Raw genomic sequence first — 21540 nt, forward strand, 5'->3', positions numbered from 1 at the left:
ATTTCTTAATCGATACTCCAGACAGGTTCGCGCAGCAGATCAGACATCACGGGTTGATTCAAACTCCGGATGGCGACTGCTGCGTTTCTATTATTTTGCTTCCAAGACAGGCAACGAACGTGAATTCGGCAACTTCCACATCAAGCGGTGCCAACACAGTTGATAAATCCGGGCAGCGCGTCAAACGGATGTTCGGCGAGATCTCAAAACGTTACGACCTGATGAACCACCTCCTCTCGGGCGGCGTCGACATCTACTGGCGAAAGTACACGGTCAAGAATGTTGCCCCCCAAGGGGACGCTCCCATTTTGGATGTGTGCACCGGTACCGGGGACCTAGCGATTGCTTATTGGAATGCGGGCAAGCGGGCCATTCCCGTTTACGGAACCGACTTCACTCCAGAGATGCTGGAGATCGCCAAAGAAAAGTTCAGCAAACTGCGATCCGCCGAGTCTGCATCGATTGAATTCAGCGAAGCGGACACACAACAGCTTCCGTTTCCATCAGATCACTTTCAGATCGTTTCTGTCGCGTTTGGATTGCGAAATGTCAGCGACACGAAAAATGGCCTGAATGAGATGATCCGCGTCTGCAAACCCGGAGGACGCGTGGCTGTGCTGGAGTTTTCTCAACCGACGATTCCGGGCCTCGCAGGGCTCTATCGCTGGTATTTCAAGAATGTCCTCCCACGCATCGGCCAGTTATTCGCGAGAAATCAGGAAGATGCCTACAACTATCTCCCGGCATCGGTCTCCGAGTTTCCTTGCGGGAAGGATCTGGTGTCGATCATGAATTCCTGCGGGCTGCAAAACACGACTTACACTGCGTTGACGTTTGGGATCGCAGGGCTGTACGTCGGGACAAAACCTGAATAGATCGCGAAGCGAGAGCGCCTCTCACGAGAGAGTGGCATTCCGGCGGCAATAAACGCAGCGTTTGAATGAGTTTTTGCCACCATTCGCCGCCACACACCCCTGAGACAGGGGCCATCTCATACTTTGTTGCCACGGGAACATTACACGTCGTCGTTGTAAAAAAGAACGAGAGCCTATGTAACCGGCTCTCGTTCTTTTCTTGTACGGCGAATGGTCTACGACTTCTTGATCAAAGCCTGAAACCCGCCGTCGGCCGGCGAACCAGGCCAATGAGTGACCTGCGAAACGAGTGTCGCATCCGAACGGGAAGCGAGCACAGCCTGCACGACCTCTTCGTTTTCTTCACGATCGATGCTGCAAGTGGAATAGACGACTCGCCCACCGCTTTGGACACAGTCCAATGCCTGATTGAGCAACTTCTTCTGCAGAGGAATCAACTCCGTGAATGACTCTGGACTCATACGCCATCGAGCTTCGGGCCGCTTTCCGAGAACACCACTGTTCGAGCAAGGAACGTCGACAAGCACTGCATGAAACGGCCCAGGAGGGACGACAGAGTTATCGACTGGCAACCCGAACGTTTCCACGTTGTTCAATTGCAAACGGCGAATGTTGTAGTCAATCGTCCTCAATCGATCTGGGGAGATGTCACACGCAACAACTCGCCCCGTTTCCTCCATGCGTTCAGCCATGTGACAGGTTTTCCCGCCGGGAGCTGCACACAAGTCGAGGATCGATTCTCCGTGTTTCGGATCGAGTAACGCACCAGCAGACATTGCAGACAAATCCTGCACACTGAAATGTCCATCTTCGAATCCGTCGAGTTCTGCAACCGAAGTGGAACCCGTCAGCAGGATCGATTCTGGAAGTGGCCCCGGAACAGCGTTCACCTCAGCACGACTTAACGTCTCCAGAACCTGCTCGCGTGTGGATCGCTGCAGATTCACACGCAGTGCCATGCGTCCAGGAGTGGTAAACCAAAGCCCCAGTGCCAAGATCTTGTTGTAATCTCCAAACTGCTCGTACCAGCGTGAGATCAACCAACTCGGCAAGCTCGTTGCAAACGAGATGTACTCGACTGGATCAGTTGCGGGTGAAGTAAAAATCGGACGAGCCACCTCGACAATCGTCAGGTCGAAATCGTCACCACGCGGAGCCACGATTGGCCAAAGGTGCTCGCTGAGGGATTCCAAGGTGAGAGACTGCAGCGATGGCTTCGCGGAATCTTCCGGAGAGTCTGCACGCTGCCGGATGATTTCCCGTTCGATACCACGCAGAGTTCCGTTGATGAACCCTTTGGCGCGTGGCTTCCCGAGGTCTTCACACAGTGCGACGGTTTCATGCACGGCAGCATGAGTCGGAATGTGTTGAAGGCACAGAAGCTGACAGGCACCCAGTTGCAACAGCAGCCACAAGTCATCTTCGACAGACTCGCGCCCACGCACAACGAACTGCTTCAATACGGCGTCTAACGAAATCTTTCGGCGGACCGTCTCAGAGGCCAACTCCGTTGCCGTACGTCGGTCTCGCACAGGCGTACGGCGATTCTGGAATTGCTCGTCGAGAGTTTTGGCGACGAAAATTCCTTCTCGCTGAAAAGTCATCAGCGCCTGCAAAGCGAGCAACCGTGAATTCGCGGGCTGAGAGGCGAACTGCTTCTGAAAAGAGGCAACCTTCTTGCCATGCCAAGGATTTAACGGGCGGTCCGGCACAGAAGCTCCAAATCGTCAAAGAATAAAGGGTAGGTCTTGGATGTACATCCCGGATCGAGTATCCGAATCCCGGGTGATCGAAGGCCAAGAAGTGCAAAACTCATCGCCATGCGATGATCATCATAAGTGTGAATTTCAGCGGGTTTGAGCGGCCCCGGATGGATTGTCATTCCATCTTCGTGCTCTTCGACGTTCAGCCCAACTCTTCGAAGTTCGTTGACAACAGCCAACACCCGGTCGGTCTCTTTTAATCGCATATGGGCGACGTTGCGGATGCGCGTCGGCCCAGTTGCAAACGGAGCGACACACGCCAGAGTTTGGGCAGTGTCGCTGATTTCGTTCATATCGATATCCACGCCCCGCAACGGACCACCTTTCACTGTAATGGAATCTGCATTCCATTCAGCTGAGCACCCCATTTGCACCAGAGCATCTACAAATTTGACGTCTCCCTGGAGCGCATTCCGGTTGAGCCCTTCGACAGTCACCTCTCCACCTGTCACCGCAGCGACAGCAAAGAAATAACTGGCCGCGGAAGCATCCGGCTCAATATCGTAAACACGGCCTGTGTATGGCTTAGCCGAAATCTGGAAGGTGTTTCGTTCGGATTCGACGACCTCCGCCCCAAAATCCCGCATCATGGAAATCGTCATGTCGACGTATGGCCGGGAGACAAGTTCCCCTTCAACCTGAACCGTCACAGACGAACGAGCGGCAGGGCTCGCCATCAGCAAGCCGCTCAAATATTGGCTCGACAGATCCCCTCGAACGCGGATCACGCCCCCGGGAATTCCAGTTGTCTGAATTCGCACAGGAGGACATCCATTCCCCTGTGGGCAATCGGTCGCGACTCCGATGTCACTCAACGCTTCAACTAACGGGGCGATCGGTCGTTCTCGCATTCGTGAATTGCCATCGAGCACGTAACTCCCATGCCCTGTCGCACACATTGCTGTGAGGAAGCGGATGCTCGTCCCGCTATTTTCACACCAGAGTTCGACATCGCTGACGGGGATTTTCCCTCCCTGCCCGACAACCTCGAAAACCTTCGCATCAAGATCAGCCTGCACAGGAATCCCAAGCCGGTTCAGGCTTTCGAGCATCACCTGAGTATCAACGCTCTCCAGCACACCTGTCAGTCGAGTCGGACCGTCGGAAAGCGCAGCGAGAATCAGTGCGCGATTCGTCAGACTTTTCGATCCCGGCGGACGCATGCGACCACGAATCGGGTGATGGACTGGTTGTATATCAATGAATTCCATGCTGCTTCAACGTTGAGATGCAAACGGTATCAAGTGGCGACAGTGTGCCGACATTCGGGCAGAAATTGAATTTCACAATCAATTGGTTTCGGATCATGAAGTGGGATTGGGGCGCACAATCGATCCAACCGGATAGTTTAACCAAACCGACACAAATTGCCCGCTCACCGTGAAAGGTTGAATTTACCAACCGGAAGCCTCGATTGGGAACAACTTCTCAGCCCCAGGGAGACGATGAATCAACCGGACAAGTCATCGGCAGATCTCCCATTTTAACGAATCAATAGGGTTTGCTGATTTGTTCCAGATTTGAGCAGCGATTCGTTATGCAGGCTTTCAAAATGACTGAGTCCTCGATCACCCTGATCCGAATATTCTCCTTGCTCCTTTCAACGGGGTTGTTCGCTGCCACTTGGGCGAATGATCAGCCGGCGACTCGTAGCAAGCTCGCGAAAACAACCCGGTCTGCTACGACCGAAATTGTCAGTCAGAGCCCGTCGCAGAACGTCGCACCTCAGGAAGCAGGCCCTGTCAGTAAAAACCTCACTGACATCGCGTCCCCCCAAAAGGACCTCCCTTCCGGTACGACAATCGCGTTCGAAATACAGATTGGTCAGCGTGTGAAGAGTATTCGAATCGAAGGACACGAACTCCTTCTCAGCGAGGATGACGTTCAGGCCCATCTGGAACAACTTCCGATCGGGCTCGCCTCGGGCAACTATCGAATCGTCGATTCGATGGGGGGAATTGGTTGGCTGCGCGTGGAATCGTCTGTGGATTCACCGGCTAAACAATTGAAGCAGGAGAGCATCAAAACTCTCGTCGCGGAACAGTCGATGCAGTTCATCTACATCAACGAAGCACCGTCAATTCAATCAGCTGAGAATACTTCCGAGAAGTAAACGCCCCCCGCCGATGTCTCTCGACATTCAGCCAACATTAAAGTTCTGATTCAGTAGAAATCTGATTCAGGTCATAAACGCGAAACGATTCGTTCTGAAACGACGGTTCTCGCTGGATTCCACGAAACCGGCGACAAACGAAATAGCGAATCCCGGTCTGCTCCCGAAGTTTTAGAAGCTCTTGATCGGTCACAGTGCGATCCTCGCTCACAGCACCCCGCCAGTTCGCAATCGTCCACAACCGCTGATTCCAAATCGCAATCGAATCCGAATCCTGCGGCATTTCCTTGAAATTGACGTACTCTGGACGATTCGCGAACCACTTCCCAGCGAATCCAGAGTCGGCGGTATAGAACAGATCTGTTGGTGCGGAATTGTCGTGAATCCAACGGCATGTGACCGTCCAATCGGCATATTCTCGCGGTGTCATCCGCGAAGGATTGGTGTCAGCAAACGGAATGACCCACGCGAGGAACATCGCTCCAAGGAAGAGACTACCGCAGCGAATTCGTGCAAGAACAGGCTGCTGGGAGGCAATCATGTTTTGGTATGCGACCTGAACGAGCACCAGGCTGAGCGCAACCGGCACGAGTTGATCCCCCAATCGAAACAAATAGAACTTCAGAACTTTGACGCGAAGTTCATAAAACGGCATCGTCGCCAGCGGACGCGGCCCCCAGCCGACCAACATCCCAACCACTGCGATGGCGATGGCGATTCCAACGAACCGTGTCCACCACTTGCCCCGTGTCGACTGAACATTTTTGAGCTGAACATTTTTGAGCAGAAGCAGCCAGACCGCGATCATCAACACCCAGTTGAAAATCGCTCCTTTGGAGAACGTCATTGGATCGAGATGATGAGCCAACCGCTGGCCGACCTGAATGAGATTGGCATTCAGTTCGACCTTTGGGCTGCTCGCGTGCAGAACTCCAAATGCCGGAATTAACCCCGGCAATGCCGCCAACATAAAGAGTACGGTCATCGCTGCAAGTTCTTTTGGGCTGAGACTCCGCTCTGATTGCTCCGGCCCAGTGAGACGGTCTTTACGAGAGAGTCGCAGAGCGAAACTGGCCCCCATCCCAGCGATCACCCCCCATAGCCCAACGAGCGGATGCAAACTCACGGCAATCCCCGCTGCGATCGCCGCTGCAAATGGTCTTCCTGTTAGCCAACAACCAAGCCCCCAGAAGAGAAATCCATAGGCAGGGACTTTGGATTCGATTCCTCCGACGATCCACTCGCCAGACAGACTGCCGAGTGTCTGAAACATCAAGAACACAGGAATCGCAAACAAGCCGGCCCATCTGCTGCCGGTCACGCCGAAAGCAAGCCGGTTCCAACCGATAGCCAGAATCAAGAGCCCAACCGCCCGGCCAATCGCAGCGACAACTGGCAACGGAAAGTACAACGCGAGCCAGCAGAAAGTGAAATAGAAGACTTGATGAGGACTTGATGAGGACAGAAAAAAATCGGTCGCACACCAGTTGGGATCCCACCAATGGAATCCCTTGCCGAGATAGTACGGTTCATTGACTGCAGGGATCGAGACTCTGCCCAATGACCACGACAGCAGAAGAATCCAGGTCAAAAAATCCGCCACAGGAACCGCAAGTTGTCCCACAAGAGTTTGACGGCGTGGAGTCTCCGGGAGTGCGACCATCTCTGATGTTTCTCTCTCAGCAACAATAGAGCTTCAAGTACGCTTCTCGCTCATCACGATTCTCAAAACGTTGAGCAAGCGCCCGAAATAGAAAAGGTCTTCCGGATCGAAACTCGCCATCATTCCGCGCGAATTCCATCGAAAGACCGTTCGCAACCATCTCTGGCCCGTGCGCGAGCCAGTGTTACATGAATCCCCAACGCTGCCAATGCAGATACTATTTCTTGACAGCCTTCTTTGCTGCGGCCTTCTTCGGAGCTGCTTTTGGAGCAGCGGCTTTGGGAGCGGCAGCTTTCTTAGCTGCTGGGGCCACCTTTTTCGGGGCGGCTGCGGCTACTTCTTTGGCTTTGGAGGCCGACTTTGTCTTCTTGCCGAACACATTGTCCCAGTTACTCCAATACTCTGGTGTGGCTCCCGTACGGATAATTGGACCGCTCATTTCGTTAATCTTTCCCGGTGTGTTGAACTGCCGAATCAGGCAGGATGACTCACGCAATCTCAACTGACGTCTTGTTAGTCCTCGTTGCGTAAGAGGGAGTTTTCCCCTCACTCGCATTGAAAGTCAAGATCCATCGCGAGTTGTGGCCCATTCTCTCCAATTCTTCGCGAATCTGAGAGTGGCTGAAAAAGTCGGGTCGTCCCCTTTCATCTGTCGTTTCAGGTCGGCGGACCGAACACAGTATCACTCAGAGTGACAGCAATCTGTTTCTCGGACGTGACGTACTCCTGGCAGGCGGCTATCGTTACTGGCACGTGCTTCACAACACGATCGCTCCCATCAATCATTCCGACTCATTTGCTATGAACTTTCACGATTTCGAGCAGGAACACCACTTCAGAGCACTCTGGGAATCGGTCAACATCGTCCGATCAATCCCCTACAGCCTGTTCACATTCGGCACGACTGACTTGCAGTATTACTTGGTCATCGATTCCAAAGAGGCGAATCAGCCGGTCAATCTCAGCCGCGGAAATGTGAAAATTACCCGCCCGCTCATCATGACCCCCTACAACGCTGCTCCGGAATTCCGGAACTTCTTCGAACAGGGCGAAGGGGACGGGATGATCAACTTTCTGATCTCACGAACCGCAGCGTTTTCTAATCTGCGGATTGAAAATGAGTCCCTGAAATCAGACTGGGTCAGCGACAGTGTCGAGGAAGTCGTGGCCAAACTGGAGAAACAACTCGACGCTGAAGACGAAGATCGAGTCGCGATATTGACTGCCCCTCACAATCTGGGGCCGCTCGCAGTCCTGAAATATACCACTGAACGCATGGTCCAAAGCGCCCCGGGAAATATTCAGGAACTCCGCGAAAAAGGATTTCTCCGGGATTAGCCCAATCAAGTGAATGCAGTCGCCGGCGAAAACGAGCTGAGCGCCAGATCCACTTCCGCTGCGAAATGACGCCAAAATTCAGATTTTCAACCAAAGAGTTTGAGCAGAAATCCAGAATTCCTCGTACTCCCGACGACAGGATTGCCGACACACTCAACGGGCAGAAGCGAAACCACCATCAGCATCAGGAAGGGATCGAACATGGCAGCCCCCTCATCCTGGCTCGGTTTCGCGCTCTCTCCAGCACTCAAGCCGATCGCACGACTCATCGTCGGGCTCATTGCGATTCCGCTGTACAGAAAAGTGCGCTCACGCCTTCGAATTCGAGAAAACTGGGACGATGAATTCGAGAAGGATGTCGAGCAGTGGATTCGCGCTTCGATGGTTCTGCTACTCGCGACGAAAAATGTCGAACTGATCGTTTCACACTGGCTTGCCGAAAAACACCCTGAAATTGATTTGCAATCAAACTGGTGGTTCGCCGCCGGGCGTCTCCTTCTGGCAATGGGAGTCATCGAAAGCATGCCGGATCAGCAGCTTTTCTCGCTGATCCACCCGGGTCCCAAAGCTCCTCGATGGATTCCCAAGGTCGGGCTCATTGAAAACATCCGCAGACAGCTTCCGCCGCTGCTTCGCGGACTGATCTGCATGCACCTGAACAGATCTTCGCCGGTCTTCGCCATCCTCGCTGTCATCTTTTCGGGGACGATCGGATGGATCTTCTTCGCACTGGCGATTACCCAGTATTTGATCATCGGCCTCGTCACTTCGAGAGAAAAGGCCTTTAAAGTTCTCTCCAACTTTGACGACGAAGTCTCAAAAGCGCGTCAAGCACTGGTCGAGAAACTCGACCTCGACCATCCAGAAAAGGATGAACAACAACAAAAGGAAGCGAGTCGTCGCAGCGAGCATTCTCAGCCCGCAAATTAACGTCAACGAAATCACACTCTCGGAATTCGTTGACGTTTTTGCGAGAGAGTCAGTTGAATCAATCAACTGGAACGATTCGCTCAAACAGCTGAAATCAGCCCCTGTCTTTGTGAAGTGTGACAGCGAACGTCGACAAAAACTTGTTCAGATGCTGTGTTTACTGCTGTGTCTACCGCCACCGGATCGCCACACTCTCGTGAGCGACCTCTTAGAAATCGTCATCATCCTCGACGTCAGTTGAGGATTCAGCTGATTCGCTGGCGTCCAACTCTTCTTCAGACTCTTCAACTTCGTTCTTGGCAGACTTCCGGCGTTCCTCTGGAACGAGACGATCCAGAATTCCGTTGACAAACTGTGAAGACTGCTTGCTTCCGAACTTCTTGGCGAGTTCGAGCGCTTCGTTGATCACAACTCCAACCGGGGTCGCTGTGAACAGTAACTCAAAGGCGCCCAGTCGCAGCACTGCCCGATCTGTCCCTGCCATACGGCTTAAACGCCATTTCTCTGAGACAGCCTGAATCTTTTCGTCGAGTTCAGAACGATGTTCCATCGTTCCGGAAAACAACCTCCACGCAAACTCCTGAAGTTCAATTTCTTTGACCCGGTGTGCGATCATGTCACGCACAACTCTGCCAGACACGTCCGAATTCAGGTCAACCTGAAACAACATCTGCATGGCGATCTGGCGGGCTTTACTACGTTTTGACATACGAAAATCTCGGAGTTGCGATCACCGATCAACGGAAAACCGCATTCATTCTTACAGAAATGCAATTCGGGAGGATATTTACGGAAGACGCACAGTAGATTGTTGGGGGGAACAGAGTTGGCAATCAGTCAATTCGATCGAACTCAGCCAGCGCGGAAGAATGTGAATCGGAACACACTGTTCCATTCTTCTACGATTACATCTCCCCCGATTTGATCGGCCTTCTCCCACTTGCTGAAGCTTCTCTCTGTATAAGCCTGTCTCAAGAGAGTTAACGAAGCTGATGAAGGACACTGACAGTCTCAATCGCTGCGACTGCCGCTTCAGCCCCTTTGTTACCAACTGCACCGCCAGCACGGGCAAGCGCCTGCTCCATGTTACGACAGGTGAGCACGCCGAACAAGACGGGGACTCCAGTATTCAGAGACGTGATCGCAAACCCCTGTGCGACGGCATGGTTGATGTAGTCGTGATGATCTGTGTCTCCCTGAACCACTGCCCCCAGAGCAATGACGGCGACATACTTGCCGGTTTTCGCGGCGCAATCCGCGACAACAGGCAATTCAAAAGATCCAGGTACCCAAGCGACTGTAATGTCTTCCGAGGCGACGCCGTGACGCTCGAGCGTTCCAACCGCACCATCGAGGAGACGTTGAGTGACGTCTTCATGATATCGGGAAACAACGACTGCATATTTGTCGTTGGAACGTGGCTTCAGTTTGCCCAGAATTTCATGTGTCATCTTGGTAGTCAATTCTCTTCATTCGGCAAGGCGATTCAGGCGCTGCTTGCTTTGTGTCCAACGATTTGCAGCTTATTTTATGGAGAGAGTCCTTTAGTTACCACTGGTCGAACTAGAAGTTCAAAACGTGGCGATGTCCCATCTCCTCAGGCGAATCTGGAACCACACTCCAAATAGCGGTCAAATCAAATCTCGCTCACTGTAAAGATCAATATTGACGATTGACATGAGGTGTTCAATCCTGCAATGCTGTGCTGATCAGATCTCCTCTTGTTGTCTCAAAAACATTGACTGTCGACAGTTATGAAAGCTTTAGCCGTCCGGCCTGGTGTTGCTCACAGCGTCTATCTGGCAGATATTCCAGAACCGAAAATCGAGAGCATTCCCGATGGCCGTGGCGTTCTGATCAAAACGCTCCAAGTTGGTTTGGATGCGACAGATGCGGAGATCAATGAAGCACTTTACGGCCGTGCTCCTGATGGGGACGATTATCTCGTGATCGGTCACGAGTTGTTCGGGCAGGTCGTCGCGGTTGGCCCGGAAGTCAAAAATGTCATTCCAGGTGACTACTGCACCTGCACCGTGCGCCGCCCCGGACCGACTCTTTACGACCAAATCGGCCGAAACGATATCACTAGCCACGAGACGTATTTTGAGCGAGGAATCAACCTCCGGCACGGTTTCATGACCGAGCTGGTGGTCGAAGATGCGGAATTCGTCGTGAAGGTTCCCGTCGGGCTCAAGAATCTTGGCGTCCTCGCTGAGCCGGCGAGCATTTGTGCAAAAGCTATCGATCAGGCGTACCTCGCACAGCAGCGCCTTCAGATTTGGGATCCAAAACTCGCCTTCGTAATGGGCGCCGGTCAAATCGGCCTGCTGACAACAATGATGCTCAGGCTGCGCGGACTTCAAGTCTACACAATCGCTCGATCTCCAAATCCGGGACTAAAGGAGGAGATTGTCAACGGTTACGGTGCGACATATTGCAGCACCAAGACAACACCGCTTGCCGAGATCGTCAAACAGACTGGCCGCCCCGACCTGATCGTCGAAGCGACTGGATCCTCACAAGTCGCGTTTGAGTGCATGGAGCACCTCAACCTGAACGGCGCGCTCGTCTGGACAAGTGTGACAGGAGGGAAGAAGACTCTTTCCGACTTCCCCTCAGACAAAGTCAATCTCGAATGGGTTCTTGGGAACAAGTTGCTGCTCGGTTCTGTGAACGCCAGCCGCAAGCACTTTGCTCAGGGATTGTCTGACATGGCACTTGGGGAAACGATGTTCCCGGGGGTGACAGAGCGAATCCTGACAACTCCATTCCAAGGGTTTTCAGAGCCTCAGGAGCTGATGAAAGAGCTTGTGGAAAATCAGTCTGCTCTGAAAGTCTTCGTCAACATCGCATAACGAGAGTCCTGCAATCGCCATCACGATTGATTCAGAAGCTACAGGTTGCCCGTTTCAATCGGACAAACCGTCTCTCCAATTTTTCTGGATTTCTTAATCACTACAATGCGCCGGTTGCAGTCGTTGCAATCGCGCGTAGAATTAAGGAATCAATCAGCTCTTCCGAATCTCCCGAGTTGACTCGACCCGCAAAGTCGTCGCACATCCGCAGAATTGGTATGTTCCAATCTTTTGGATGAACTTTGACGTTGACGTCGCGCACTTGACGATTCAGACGTGGATCGATCTCCATATTGCGGGGATCTCGTACTCACATCGTCGCAAAGTTGGGCTTGAATCACACTCCCTTCCAGGTTCAGCGGCCGGAGACGGGCTACAATGTCGAAAAAATATCTCAGCCTTGATGAAGCAGCCCAAATCCTCGGGATGGCCACTGATGAACTTGTTCGCCTCCGCGAAAAAGGGGACGTCCGTGGTTTTGCAGACCGAGGGACTTGGAAGTTCAAGAGTGAGGACATTGAATCACTCCAGCGACGCCGACAGGTCGACTCCAATCCAGAAGTCCCGCTACTCGATCCGGACTTTTCGTTTAACACCGATTCCGATGTTGGCGAACAGCCAACTGTGATCCGCGGCGACCGTGCCTCTGAAAGCGATATCAACCTGTTCGCTGACGATACCTCGCTCCCACTCAAAGGGAGCGACAGTGACGTCCGGCTTGTTGGCGGCAAAAATGCAGATTTCGATTTTGACGCAGACAGCGACAGCGATGTGAAACTGTTCGGTTTCAACGACCGACTTCCTGACAACGTCGGAACTGATCCCGAAATTGAAATCAAGAAGCCCGGCAGCGACAGCGATGTGAGACTTGTCCGCGCTGACAGCGACAGCGACATCAAACTTGTCACTGACAATAGTGACAGCGATGTGAAGATTGTCGGCAGCAGCACTGATGCGGACCTCAATGTACAAAAGAGCAAGCCATCGACGGGAACGGACTTCGACCTGACAGCGACGCTTGATCAGCTTGGCAAGAGCGATAGTGATGTCCGTCTTGTTCCAGATTCCGATAAGTCCGACTTCGGCGATGTGACACTCCTTCCAGACGATGACGCTGTCGCAATCGACTTCACGACGGATAGCTCTGACCAAGGCTCCGTTCTGGATGAGGATTCAGGAATCACTCTCTCGCGAGACAGCGCACTCCTCATGGGCGAGAGCGGAATTTCTCTCGCAGGTCCCAACGATAGCGGAATCGCCTTAAACATCGATGACGACGATGAAGGAATCACGCTCGCATTGGATGACGAGAGTGGAATTTCGCTCGACTCCGGCGACAGCGGAATTTCCCTGTTCTCTGACGAAAGCGGGATTTCGCTCGTCAGTGACGATCGTGGCGGAACAGTGCCAATGATGGACGCATTGAGCGACCACGACGACAACGCTGCCACTCAATACGACGTCTCTTCGATCGATGACGACAGCGGCTACGATGTTCTGACTGCCAATGAAACTGGCGCGATGGATATCCAGGAAGATGACGGCCTTTTCGATCTGGATGATGAAGGCAGCTTTGAAGAAGCGAACGACTTCGATGAAGACGCTGACTTCGAAGAGGCTTCCTTCGACGACGAGAACGACCATGATGTTTTCGACGCAGATGAAGCATTCGGTGACGATGCAGGTGCAGGCTACGCAGTTCCCGCTGCGAGTCGCATTCGGGCTGCGGACGCGGAGTGGGACACGATCACCTTCGTCGGCCTGACCATCGGCAGCCTGCTCCTGGTGGCCTGCGGACTCGTGATGATCGATCTGGTCAAGAACACAGCGACCGCTGCATCTCCAAATCCTGTCAGCGGGCAGATCATGGAATTGCTCGGAAGTCTCTATAAATAATTTGTCAGTAGTCGATTCGGACGACGCTTCGATTCTGAAGACATTTCGAGATGCGGCACCAATTTCGCGGTGCCGCATTTTTTATTGCCGAAACCGAATTCACCACCACCGACCGCACTTCCATCTTCAAAATTCTTCCTACAGATTGAAGAAAATAACGGTTCCAAGTGCTGATGGACGATCGTTCAATTGGATGGTCTGAAATGATGTCTCTGGTCCTGTCGTATTCTCTCTCGTTATGATTTTGAAGCATTGACTTCACCGTCGGCTACTTTGTCTCACTGAACATCACAAGAATTACCAAGTGAATGGGATCTCCATGAATCGCTGGATGCTCTTCGCACTCTCGCTCATGGGACTTGGCATGGCTGCAACTCCGGCCGTCGCTCAAGAGATCCAGAATGACGATGAGTTGAGAGCGAAGGTTCTTCAAGCAATTGATCAGGGCCAGAAAGCTCTGGTCAAGATGCAGAATCGCGACGGCAGTTGGCCAACAACACTGTACAAATCCAATGAAATTGGCCTCACTTCGCTCGTGACGCTTTCTCTGCTGAACTCAGGAATGCCTCCTGAACATCCAACAATTCAAAAAGCGGTCGCCTGGCTGAAAAGCGCAGACCATGACCCGACGGCTACCTACGACCTCGCTCTTTGCATCATGGCGCTGAACGCCTCGGGAGATCTGGGCGTCCGAGGAAAAATTGCCCGTATGGCGTCCAAGCTCGAAGCCAGCCAGCAGGCATCCGGAAGCTGGGGCTACGGACCGGGACAAGGTGGGAGCGACAACAGCAACGCTCAATTCGCAGTCTTAGGTCTCTACGAGGCTGCGCAAGCGGGAATCCCAGTCAGTCAAGAAGTCTGGGAACGTGCACAGAACCATTTTCTGACAACACAATCAGGTCCGGTCAATGTCCCTGGAGGATCCGGCTGGGGCTATACGCCCGGTCAAGGGAGCACAGGAAGTATGACCGTCGCGGGAATTGCCTCATTGGTGATGGCAACTTCGCAACTTCAAAATGACGACGACGTTCTCCCAAACGGTCAGTTTCAATGTTGCAGCGATGAAGTGGACCCTGCACAACTCGCGATTGAATCAGGAGTCGACTGGCTCGGCAGTCATTTCCGGGTACGCACGAATCCCGGGTCGGAGAACTGGCCCTTTTACTATCTTTACGGATTGGAACGCGCTGGACGTTTTACAGGCCAACGGTTCTTCGGAGACCACGATTGGTATCGCGAAGGGGCCGAGTATCTCGTCAGTCAGCAGGATTTCCGGCGAGGAATCTGGGAACGCGGTTCAGAAGACCAGATCGTCGGCACAAGTCTGGCGTTGCTCTTCCTCTCAAAAGGCCTATCACCTGTCGTCATCAACAAATTAAAATTTGGCGAGCGGAATCCGAGAACTGGGGACGTCGTCGGGCGGAGTTGGAATCAACACAGCCGTGACATTGCCAACCTCGTCGAGTACACGACCACCCTCGACAAGTGGCCAAAACTCCTGAATTGGCAGGTCGTCGATCTGCGAGTCGCTGCCGAAGGAGAAGGTGTCTCTGCACTGATGCAGAGCCCGATCCAATTCATTTCCGGCAATGAATCTCTGGACACGATACAGGGTAAAGAACTGGATTTATTGCGTGAGTACATCACGCAAGGTGGATTCATCTTTGCCGTGCAGAATTGTGACAGCCAGGAATTCGACCAGAGCTTTCGTAACCTCATCCGACGTCTATTCGATGGTCAGTACGAACTTCAGAAATTACTCCCAACCCATGACATCTACCGCAGCGAAGCGCTGTTTCCGCCTGATGGAGATGTTCCGGAACTTTGGGGAGTCGATTTTGGATGCCGCACCGCGATTGTCTACGCTCCGTTCGACCACGGTTGTCGCTGGGAAAAGTGGATGAAGCATCCTTCGAAAGCGAGAAAAATCCCCGTTCGCACTCAGATCGACAAGTCGTTAAAGCTCGGTGTGAACGTCATCGCATATGCCACTGGGCGTGAACTCCGCGACAAGTTGCAGAGCGTCAAACCGATTGCAACCCACCCTGATCGTCCGCTGAATCGCAATGCGGTTCACATTGCCCGATTGCGCCACAGCGGCGGTTGGGACACCGCCCCGAACGCACTTCGTCGACTTCAGGATTCTCTGGAAGCGATTGATATTTCTATCTCCCCCGATTCCCCGACGATTGCACCGTCAGATCCAACGCTCTACGACTACCCGATCACCTACATTCACGGCCGCAAGAACTTTCAGTTGAACGACACTGAAATCAAAGGGTTACGTTCCTACTTGGACAACGGTGGGTTTCTCTTTGCTGACGCCTGTTGCGGGGCCGAACAGTTCGATCGCAGCTTCCGTGTCGTGATTGAACAGATGTTTGGAGCCAAGCTCGAGCGAATCCCGGTGGAGGAAGAACTTTACAACCTCCCACTCGGTTACGACATTCGCAAGGTCCAGCGACGAATTCCTTCCGACAATCCGAATTCATCAAGCCTCGCCATTGAGGCCTCGATTGGAGAGCCGATTCTTGAGGGAATCAAAATCAATGGAAAGTATGTTGTCGTCTACAGCAAGTATGATTTGAGTTGTGCTCTTGAGCGGCAGGCAACAGCAGCCTGCGCCGGGTACACGACCGAAGACGCAATCAAGATTGGCGTCAATATTGTGCTGTACGGCATGCTCCAATGATTCAATCGAAAATGTAATCCGCGATCAATTCAGTGCGTCTGCTTCGCGCTTCCAGTAGGTCGTCGCTTCTGGAACAGTCGCGAGCAAAATCTCCTGAATTTGCCGTCGATCTTCTGGGCTGAGATGTTTGAACTTCTCCGAACCTTCTGATTCTTCGAGGACGATTTTAAGTCGTTCCCAGACAGCAGCCTTCAGCTCTTCGGGCAACCCTCGAAATGATTGTGAGGCGATTAAAAAGCTGCAGGGATATTTAAACAATCGATTTTGAAGGTCGAGATCCCGAAGAGATCGCCCCGCATGATCCCGCTCCCCCTTCGCAGCGAACTCCGCCGCAAACAAAGATGTCCCTGCAATGGGTTCCGTCAACTTGGCTTCATTGGATAGCAGTAAGACTTCAACAAGTTTGTCAGCGGCGTTTCGAATACGCCTGGTTGTGCTTTCGCGACGCGTCCCTTCCGGTTCATTAAAGGCCCGATTCATTGTCAATTCCGATTCGAGCGCCTGCCGAACAGAGTAACTCGCCTGCGTCATCTGGTTATGCACCGTCAATTGATGTTCAAACACCATCAGCGCCACCAAGTCACTATGCGCAGCGGGATAGCGTTTCAGATTCAACCGGTCAGACAGGTCGGTCACATTGTGGCCGCTTTCATTATCAATCGGGAATTTCACCTCAGCGGTTCTGACGATCAGATTTCCAAGGTGCTTTTGTACACCGTGCGTCCCTGTGACATACCAGCCACCCCACCGGTCTTCGAGTGGAGAGGAATGATTGATGTCTTTGCTTCCCGCAGAGAACTTCGGCTGTCCACCGACATCAACAAACAATGAGCGGGCGAGAAGACCGGGGACGTTCCCGGTTCGAGAAGAACTATGACAGTTCAGACAGTTATCAACCTCACGCTTGAAGTGAGGCACCTGACCCTGATCCTGCTCGAGCGTATAAAACACGGCCCCCAATTGAGGGTCCATGGCGGTCAATTCAATGACATCTCCCCCAACGCAGTAGCCGACATAGACCTCGTCGTTGAAGTAGAGGGCACGCGGAGTTCGAGTGTTGATCCGCTTCGTTTGCAGACTGGTTTTGGAGTAGACCAGCATCTGCGACTCTGTCGAAATATCGAGTGCTTTTAGGAGATCCAGTAGGAATCCGAACTGCTCATCAAACTCGAGTTGCAATTCACCATTTGAAATTCTCTGTTGCAGCTCAGAAACCTGATCCTCAGGACTGCTCTGCCGATAGAGGATGGGAGGAAGATCAAACGGGTCTTGAGCAATGGCGTCGATTGGAAGGAGAAAAACGGCCAGCAATACAGGGAGGAGTCTCGGTGGGGTGATTTTCATTCTGGCGATCTACGGCGCGGGATCACGCAAGTTCAGGGAGGACATTTTGAACGTTAGCCACTATGAGGCAATTCCATTAAAAGTGAAAACCGCTCCAGAACCCGTTGTTTTAATGGGGCATATTCCGGAGTATCAAACACGCCTGATTGTACGACGAGATTCGCTTCGACCTGAGCCTTTTCGAGAATTTTCTCTTCCCGCAGAAAATGAACATACCGCAGCGGGAGTGCGCCATGTTGCCGAGTCCCCAAAACATCTCCCGGTCCACGAAGTTCAAAGTCCTGTTCTGCGACTTCGAATCCATCACTCGATCGTTCCAGTACAGCCAGCCGTGCAGACGCTTCCGAAGACTCTGACTCCGAGAACAGGAAGCAATACCCTCGATATTTTCCGCGGGCGACACGCCCCCGCAGCTGATGAAGCTGAGAGAGTCCGAATTTCTCGGCATCCAAAATGACCATCAGCGTCGCGTTGGGGACATCGACTCCCACCTCGATCACAGTTGTGGCAACTAGAACGTCCAACTCATGATCACGAAAGGCATCCATCGTGTCGTCACGCTCATCTCGCTTCATCCGACCATGCACCATCCCGACACGAAAATCCGCGAATTCATTCTCCTTCAAAGATCGATAGACCTGCTCAGCTGCGGCGTTTCCTGGCTCGTTGTCGTCAGCCGATTCCACGAGTGGACAGACAACATAAAGCTGACGACCAGATCGCAATTGATCCGCGAGGAACTGAAATGCTTTCGCTCTCGCTGTGGGCCCGAGAATCTTGCTGGTAATCACCGGTTGCCGACCGGGTGGTCGATCCTTCACGAGAGTCAAATCAAGATCCCCGAATTGCGTCATGCAAACGGTACGCGGAATCGGAGTGGCGGTCATGACCAGAACGTGCGGGGGCACATTCCCGTCGAGGTTAGAAAACGTTGCTCTCTGGGCGACACCGAACTTATGTTGCTCATCAATGACGATGACCCCCAGATTGAAATACTTCACATCCTTTTGGATGAGGGCCTGCGTCCCGACCACAAGTTGAATCGATCCATCCGCAATGCCGGAGAGTGCCTCTCTCCGTTCTCGTGCCGTGAGGCTTCCTGTCAACAAAACTCGTTTGACCCGACTCTCGATAAGTGCTGTCTCGACGGTCTGCCAGTGTTGAGTCGCCAGCAACTCTGTTGGTGCCATCACAGCTGCCTGCCAACCGTGAGCAATCGCAGTCAACATCGTGTCGAGTGCGACGACAGTCTTTCCTGCCCCGACATCCGCCTGAAGCAGACGGTGCATGGCATAGCCCGATTTCAAATCGCTCGCAATCTCTTTCACCGCTTTGTTCTGACCACTCGTGTAATCAAATGGAAAGAGCCGACGAATTCTCGCATCAATCTTAGCTGTCCGCTCCAACACCGGCGCGTTCAAGCGGTTTCGCCAGGCCCGTCGACGCAACGCGATCCCCAATTGAAACTCGTAGAGATCGTCGAAGATGATGCGCTGCCGACATCGATGAAATTCATCCGCCGTCCGAGGTTGATGAACACCCTTCAACGCTTCGAGAAGCGATGGAAGTTGCAAACGATCCAACAACTCGCGAGGAAGCGGGTCGGCAATCAGATGTTCACAACTCATCAACCCGTTGCCGATGATCGTCCTCAAATCACCGACTCTCAAACCTTCAGTTAAACGATATCGTGTGAAGATCAGCTGCGATGCTTCTGCGAATTCATCTTCCGCAAGCAATTGCACTGTGGGGTGCGAAAACTCGAATCGCCCTTCCCGAAACTTGGGCTTCCCCGAAAACAGAACCTGCTGCCCTAATGGAAGCCGCTTCAGCATCCACGGCTGATTAAACCAGACACCGCGAACAAAGTCTGTTCCGCAATCGAGAATCACTTTGGACATCATTCGATTGCGTCCCACATTACGGGCATCAGCATCATAGACAGTGCCGCGAACGGTACTCAGCTCTCCATCCTGGAGGTCTTGGGGCAAGCGAATGTTGCTGAAATCCAGTATGTCTCTCGGGAGATACCAAAGCAGATCTTCGAGGGTATTGATCCCCAGTTTGTCCAAAAGCTGCGCACGCTCGGGACCAACTCCACGAAGGAATTGCACGTCGGCATCGAGAGACTGCGGCAGAGCCATGCGAACATTACCGGAACAAGAGTTCACTAGAAGATTTGCTGAGTGTACGAGTTTCCTTGTCAGCCACGAAGCGCAGACAGGAATAAGTCCGAGAATGGATCAAAATTCAGCCTCCCATCCCGTACCAAAGCAAAAGCCACCGATCACATGAGCGGTGGCTTTTGAGGAATTCACATTAGCGACGAACAGCGGTTCCCTGATCAGGCCCCGATTCTAGAGAGCGCGGATAATTGCTGCTGCACTCTGTCCCATCGATGTCCGATTGACGCTCATTGCGATATTCGAACGCAAACGGATCGGCTCTCGCGCGACATTCAGACGGCAGAGTGGATCTGGGTGCTTGTAATTCAAAGTTGCAGGAAGTTCACCGTGCTGGAGTGCGAGAATACTCCCCGCAAGTTCCACGGCACCAGAACCGGCGTCGAAGTTGCCAAAATAGCTCTTCAGTGCAGTCACTGGGACACGGTCGGTTTGCAGACCTAATGACTCATGGTAAGCACGAGCCTCAACCCAGTCATCGCGTCGGGTGCTCTTACCGTGTGCATTAATGTGCCCAAGGTCACGCGGAGAAATCCCGGCCTGACGCATTGCGTTATTCATCGCACTGGTGAGACCGCGGCCATGGGAGGTGTTCTCTTGCCCGCGTCCATCGCAACCTGCTCCGACCCCCATGATGTCACAATAAATATGAGCACCACGAGCGACAGCATGGCTGTAACGTTCGACGACAAAAACCGCGGAACCTTCCCCGACAATCGTCCCATCGCGATCACGATCAAACGGGCGGCAACCATGTTCTGGATCGTTCTGGCGGGACAGACTGTCAATCAGGCTGATCCGGGCAATGTCCAGCGGGTTGATATTGGAACTGCAGGCACCAACGATCATCACGTCAGCCTGATCGCGGTTGATCACGCGAACAGCTTCCTGAAGTGCGAGTAACGCTGAGGCATCTGCACTGGTGATTGTATTATTTGGACCACGCGCATCGAATTCGATCGCAACATGGCAAGCTGGCATATTCGGCAACTGACGAAGGAGCCAAAGCGGAGCAATTTTCCCTAGGGACTCTTCACCCCAGCGAGAATACTCTTCCCCTTCAGAGGTTGTCCCATCAGTGAACTGGCGTGCAGCTGAAGAAAGCTCTTCTGGTGAGAATGCAATATGCCCAGCCCCGAATTCAACACCCATTCGCTCTGGAGCAATTGAGCCACGAGTCAGACCCGCATCCCGCATCGCCATGCTGGCAGCAGATACGCCAAGCTGAATATCGCGGGACATCACCTTCAGATACTTTTTCTGATAGATGTAGTCGAGTGGATTGAAGTCGTGAATCTCGGCGGCAAGCTTTGACGGAAGATTCTGGCTTGCAAATGATTTCAGCGGGGCGATACCGGACTTACCGGCAGCCAGATTCATCCAGAAGGCGTCCTTACCAATCCCTACGGGCGAAATCACACCCACACCGGTGATCACTACACCGGGAGTATTATTTTCTGCCAACATGGAAGACCCTTAAATATGTGAAACCACAACTTGGATTTACATACCAAGGGATTTATCGGAGGCCTGGAGGCGCGAAGTTAATCGCATCTCCTTCGTCCACAAAATCCTTTTGTAAAAACGAATCCAAATCGCTGCCGATCGGTAAGAACCGTAACGGCCAAGCCGACTCCCTATCTTGGAAAATCGACCCGTTCAGCCAACCTAATTTGACACCACGAGCTTTACAAAATTTCCCTTCACTTCGACCCCTCGAAGATCAGGTGGGTTGCTACGCGTTTACCTGAGCCTGACTTTCAGACATAGCAACGTCGGTAAGGATAACCGGTCTGACATCAGTGTGTCAACAAAAAATGCGAGGATTCCTCTCCTGGCGAAGATTTTCAAATCATCGCAATCCATTTAAAATAAATAACTTACAAAA

At 52.7% G+C, this 21540-nt stretch carries 16 protein-coding genes; 7 read left to right on the plus strand and 9 right to left on the minus strand.

Features of this window, described 5'->3' with window-relative positions; translation table 11 throughout:
* Nucleotides 1-119: 119 nt before the first annotated feature.
* Entirely contained in the window at nucleotides 120-875 is a 756-nt protein-coding gene (gene ubiE, locus SH668x_RS12745; protein WP_437185444.1) for a bifunctional demethylmenaquinone methyltransferase/2-methoxy-6-polyprenyl-1,4-benzoquinol methylase UbiE, read from the plus strand.
* 215 nt (nucleotides 876-1090) lie between these two features.
* Here ubiE and SH668x_RS12750 read toward each other — a convergent pair whose 3' ends face one another.
* Together SH668x_RS12750 and aroA are read right to left on the minus strand one after the other, a co-directional pair.
* Nucleotides 1091-2587 carry a transcription antitermination factor NusB gene (locus tag SH668x_RS12750; RefSeq protein WP_437185445.1) on the minus strand — a complete coding sequence of 499 codons (1497 nt, stop codon included), beginning with the start codon at nucleotides 2585-2587 and terminating at the stop codon, nucleotides 1091-1093.
* Nucleotides 2569-3849, minus strand: a complete 1281-nt coding sequence (gene aroA / locus SH668x_RS12755) for a 3-phosphoshikimate 1-carboxyvinyltransferase (protein ID WP_437185446.1) — start codon at nucleotides 3847-3849, stop codon at nucleotides 2569-2571. The genes SH668x_RS12750 and aroA overlap by 19 nt, the downstream gene beginning before the upstream one ends.
* Before the next feature lie 341 nt (nucleotides 3850-4190).
* Here aroA and SH668x_RS12760 point away from each other — a divergent pair, with 341 nt between their 5' ends.
* Complete coding sequence (locus SH668x_RS12760) at nucleotides 4191-4751, plus strand: hypothetical protein (RefSeq protein ID WP_437185447.1); 561 nt, start codon at nucleotides 4191-4193, stop codon at nucleotides 4749-4751.
* 37 nt (nucleotides 4752-4788) lie between these two features.
* Here SH668x_RS12760 and SH668x_RS12765 read toward each other — a convergent pair whose 3' ends face one another.
* Together SH668x_RS12765 and SH668x_RS12770 are read right to left on the minus strand one after the other, a co-directional pair.
* The gene (locus tag SH668x_RS12765) at nucleotides 4789-6414 is read right to left on the minus strand and encodes a DUF6798 domain-containing protein (RefSeq protein WP_437185448.1); all 1626 of its coding nucleotides are present in this window, start codon (nucleotides 6412-6414) and stop codon (nucleotides 4789-4791) included.
* 217 nt (nucleotides 6415-6631) lie between these two features.
* Complete coding sequence (locus tag SH668x_RS12770) at nucleotides 6632-6853, minus strand: RNA polymerase subunit sigma (RefSeq protein ID WP_437185449.1); 222 nt, start codon at nucleotides 6851-6853, stop codon at nucleotides 6632-6634.
* Nucleotides 6854-7215: 362 nt separating this feature from the next.
* Here SH668x_RS12770 and SH668x_RS12775 point away from each other — a divergent pair, with 362 nt between their 5' ends.
* Nucleotides 7216-7752, plus strand: a complete 537-nt coding sequence (locus SH668x_RS12775) for a hypothetical protein (RefSeq protein WP_437185450.1) — start codon at nucleotides 7216-7218, stop codon at nucleotides 7750-7752.
* Nucleotides 7753-7953: 201 nt separating this feature from the next.
* Nucleotides 7954-8682, plus strand: coding sequence for a DNA topoisomerase I (locus SH668x_RS12780; RefSeq protein ID WP_437185451.1), 729 nt, complete (start codon nucleotides 7954-7956; stop codon nucleotides 8680-8682).
* A gap of 208 nt (nucleotides 8683-8890) precedes the next feature.
* Here SH668x_RS12780 and nusB read toward each other — a convergent pair whose 3' ends face one another.
* Together nusB and ribH are read right to left on the minus strand one after the other, a co-directional pair.
* The gene (gene nusB, locus SH668x_RS12785; RefSeq protein WP_437185452.1) at nucleotides 8891-9391 is read right to left on the minus strand and encodes a transcription antitermination factor NusB; all 501 of its coding nucleotides are present in this window, start codon (nucleotides 9389-9391) and stop codon (nucleotides 8891-8893) included.
* Between the two features lie 271 nt (nucleotides 9392-9662).
* Entirely contained in the window at nucleotides 9663-10133 is a 471-nt protein-coding gene (gene ribH / locus SH668x_RS12790; protein ID WP_437185453.1) for a 6,7-dimethyl-8-ribityllumazine synthase, read from the minus strand.
* Nucleotides 10134-10436: 303 nt separating this feature from the next.
* Between ribH and SH668x_RS12795 the strand changes: the two genes are divergently transcribed.
* The 3 genes from SH668x_RS12795 (at nucleotide 10437) to SH668x_RS12805 (ending at nucleotide 16125) form a co-directional block, all read left to right on the plus strand.
* The gene (locus SH668x_RS12795) at nucleotides 10437-11537 is read left to right on the plus strand and encodes a glucose 1-dehydrogenase (protein WP_437185454.1); all 1101 of its coding nucleotides are present in this window, start codon (nucleotides 10437-10439) and stop codon (nucleotides 11535-11537) included.
* A gap of 378 nt (nucleotides 11538-11915) precedes the next feature.
* Nucleotides 11916-13433: a hypothetical protein gene (locus tag SH668x_RS12800; RefSeq protein WP_437185455.1), complete on the plus strand. Its 1518-nt coding sequence runs from the start codon at nucleotides 11916-11918 to the stop codon at nucleotides 13431-13433.
* A gap of 319 nt (nucleotides 13434-13752) precedes the next feature.
* A complete protein-coding gene (locus SH668x_RS12805) occupies nucleotides 13753-16125 on the plus strand; it encodes a DUF4159 domain-containing protein (protein ID WP_437185456.1) in 2373 nt (790 codons plus the stop codon).
* 24 nt (nucleotides 16126-16149) lie between these two features.
* Here the strand turns inward: SH668x_RS12805 and SH668x_RS12810 are convergent, their stop codons facing one another.
* The 3 genes from SH668x_RS12810 to SH668x_RS12820 all read right to left on the minus strand — a co-directional run bounded on the left by SH668x_RS12810 (nucleotide 16150) and on the right by SH668x_RS12820 (nucleotide 21119).
* Entirely contained in the window at nucleotides 16150-17469 is a 1320-nt protein-coding gene (locus SH668x_RS12810; RefSeq protein WP_437185457.1) for a hypothetical protein, read from the minus strand.
* Between the two features lie 53 nt (nucleotides 17470-17522).
* A complete protein-coding gene (gene recG / locus SH668x_RS12815; protein ID WP_437185458.1) occupies nucleotides 17523-19613 on the minus strand; it encodes an ATP-dependent DNA helicase RecG in 2091 nt (696 codons plus the stop codon).
* A 213-nt stretch (nucleotides 19614-19826) separates the two neighbouring features.
* Nucleotides 19827-21119: a beta-ketoacyl-[acyl-carrier-protein] synthase family protein gene (locus SH668x_RS12820; protein ID WP_437185459.1), complete on the minus strand. Its 1293-nt coding sequence runs from the start codon at nucleotides 21117-21119 to the stop codon at nucleotides 19827-19829.
* Nucleotides 21120-21540 lie beyond the last annotated feature (421 nt).

The sequence above is a fragment of the Planctomicrobium mucosum genome (genome assembly GCF_051466335.1).
Classification (GTDB): domain Bacteria; phylum Planctomycetota; class Planctomycetia; order Planctomycetales; family Planctomycetaceae; genus Planctomicrobium.

Coding starts and splice junctions, on each gene's coding strand:
- aroA (WP_437185446.1), bottom strand. CDS start 3,849: ATGGAATTCATTGATATACAACCAGTCCATCACCCGATTCGTGGTCGC.
- SH668x_RS12760 (WP_437185447.1), top strand. CDS start 4,191: ATGACTGAGTCCTCGATCACCCTGATCCGAATATTCTCCTTGCTCCTT.
- SH668x_RS12765 (WP_437185448.1), bottom strand. CDS start 6,414: ATGGTCGCACTCCCGGAGACTCCACGCCGTCAAACTCTTGTGGGACAA.
- SH668x_RS12770 (WP_437185449.1), bottom strand. CDS start 6,853: ATGAGCGGTCCAATTATCCGTACGGGAGCCACACCAGAGTATTGGAGT.
- SH668x_RS12775 (WP_437185450.1), top strand. CDS start 7,216: ATGAACTTTCACGATTTCGAGCAGGAACACCACTTCAGAGCACTCTGG.
- SH668x_RS12780 (WP_437185451.1), top strand. CDS start 7,954: ATGGCAGCCCCCTCATCCTGGCTCGGTTTCGCGCTCTCTCCAGCACTC.
- nusB (WP_437185452.1), bottom strand. CDS start 9,391: ATGTCAAAACGTAGTAAAGCCCGCCAGATCGCCATGCAGATGTTGTTT.
- ribH (WP_437185453.1), bottom strand. CDS start 10,133: ATGACACATGAAATTCTGGGCAAACTGAAGCCACGTTCCAACGACAAA.
- SH668x_RS12795 (WP_437185454.1), top strand. CDS start 10,437: ATGAAAGCTTTAGCCGTCCGGCCTGGTGTTGCTCACAGCGTCTATCTG.
- SH668x_RS12800 (WP_437185455.1), top strand. CDS start 11,916: ATGTCGAAAAAATATCTCAGCCTTGATGAAGCAGCCCAAATCCTCGGG.
- SH668x_RS12805 (WP_437185456.1), top strand. CDS start 13,753: ATGAATCGCTGGATGCTCTTCGCACTCTCGCTCATGGGACTTGGCATG.
- SH668x_RS12810 (WP_437185457.1), bottom strand. CDS start 17,469: ATGAAAATCACCCCACCGAGACTCCTCCCTGTATTGCTGGCCGTTTTT.
- recG (WP_437185458.1), bottom strand. CDS start 19,613: ATGGCTCTGCCGCAGTCTCTCGATGCCGACGTGCAATTCCTTCGTGGA.
- SH668x_RS12820 (WP_437185459.1), bottom strand. CDS start 21,119: ATGTTGGCAGAAAATAATACTCCCGGTGTAGTGATCACCGGTGTGGGT.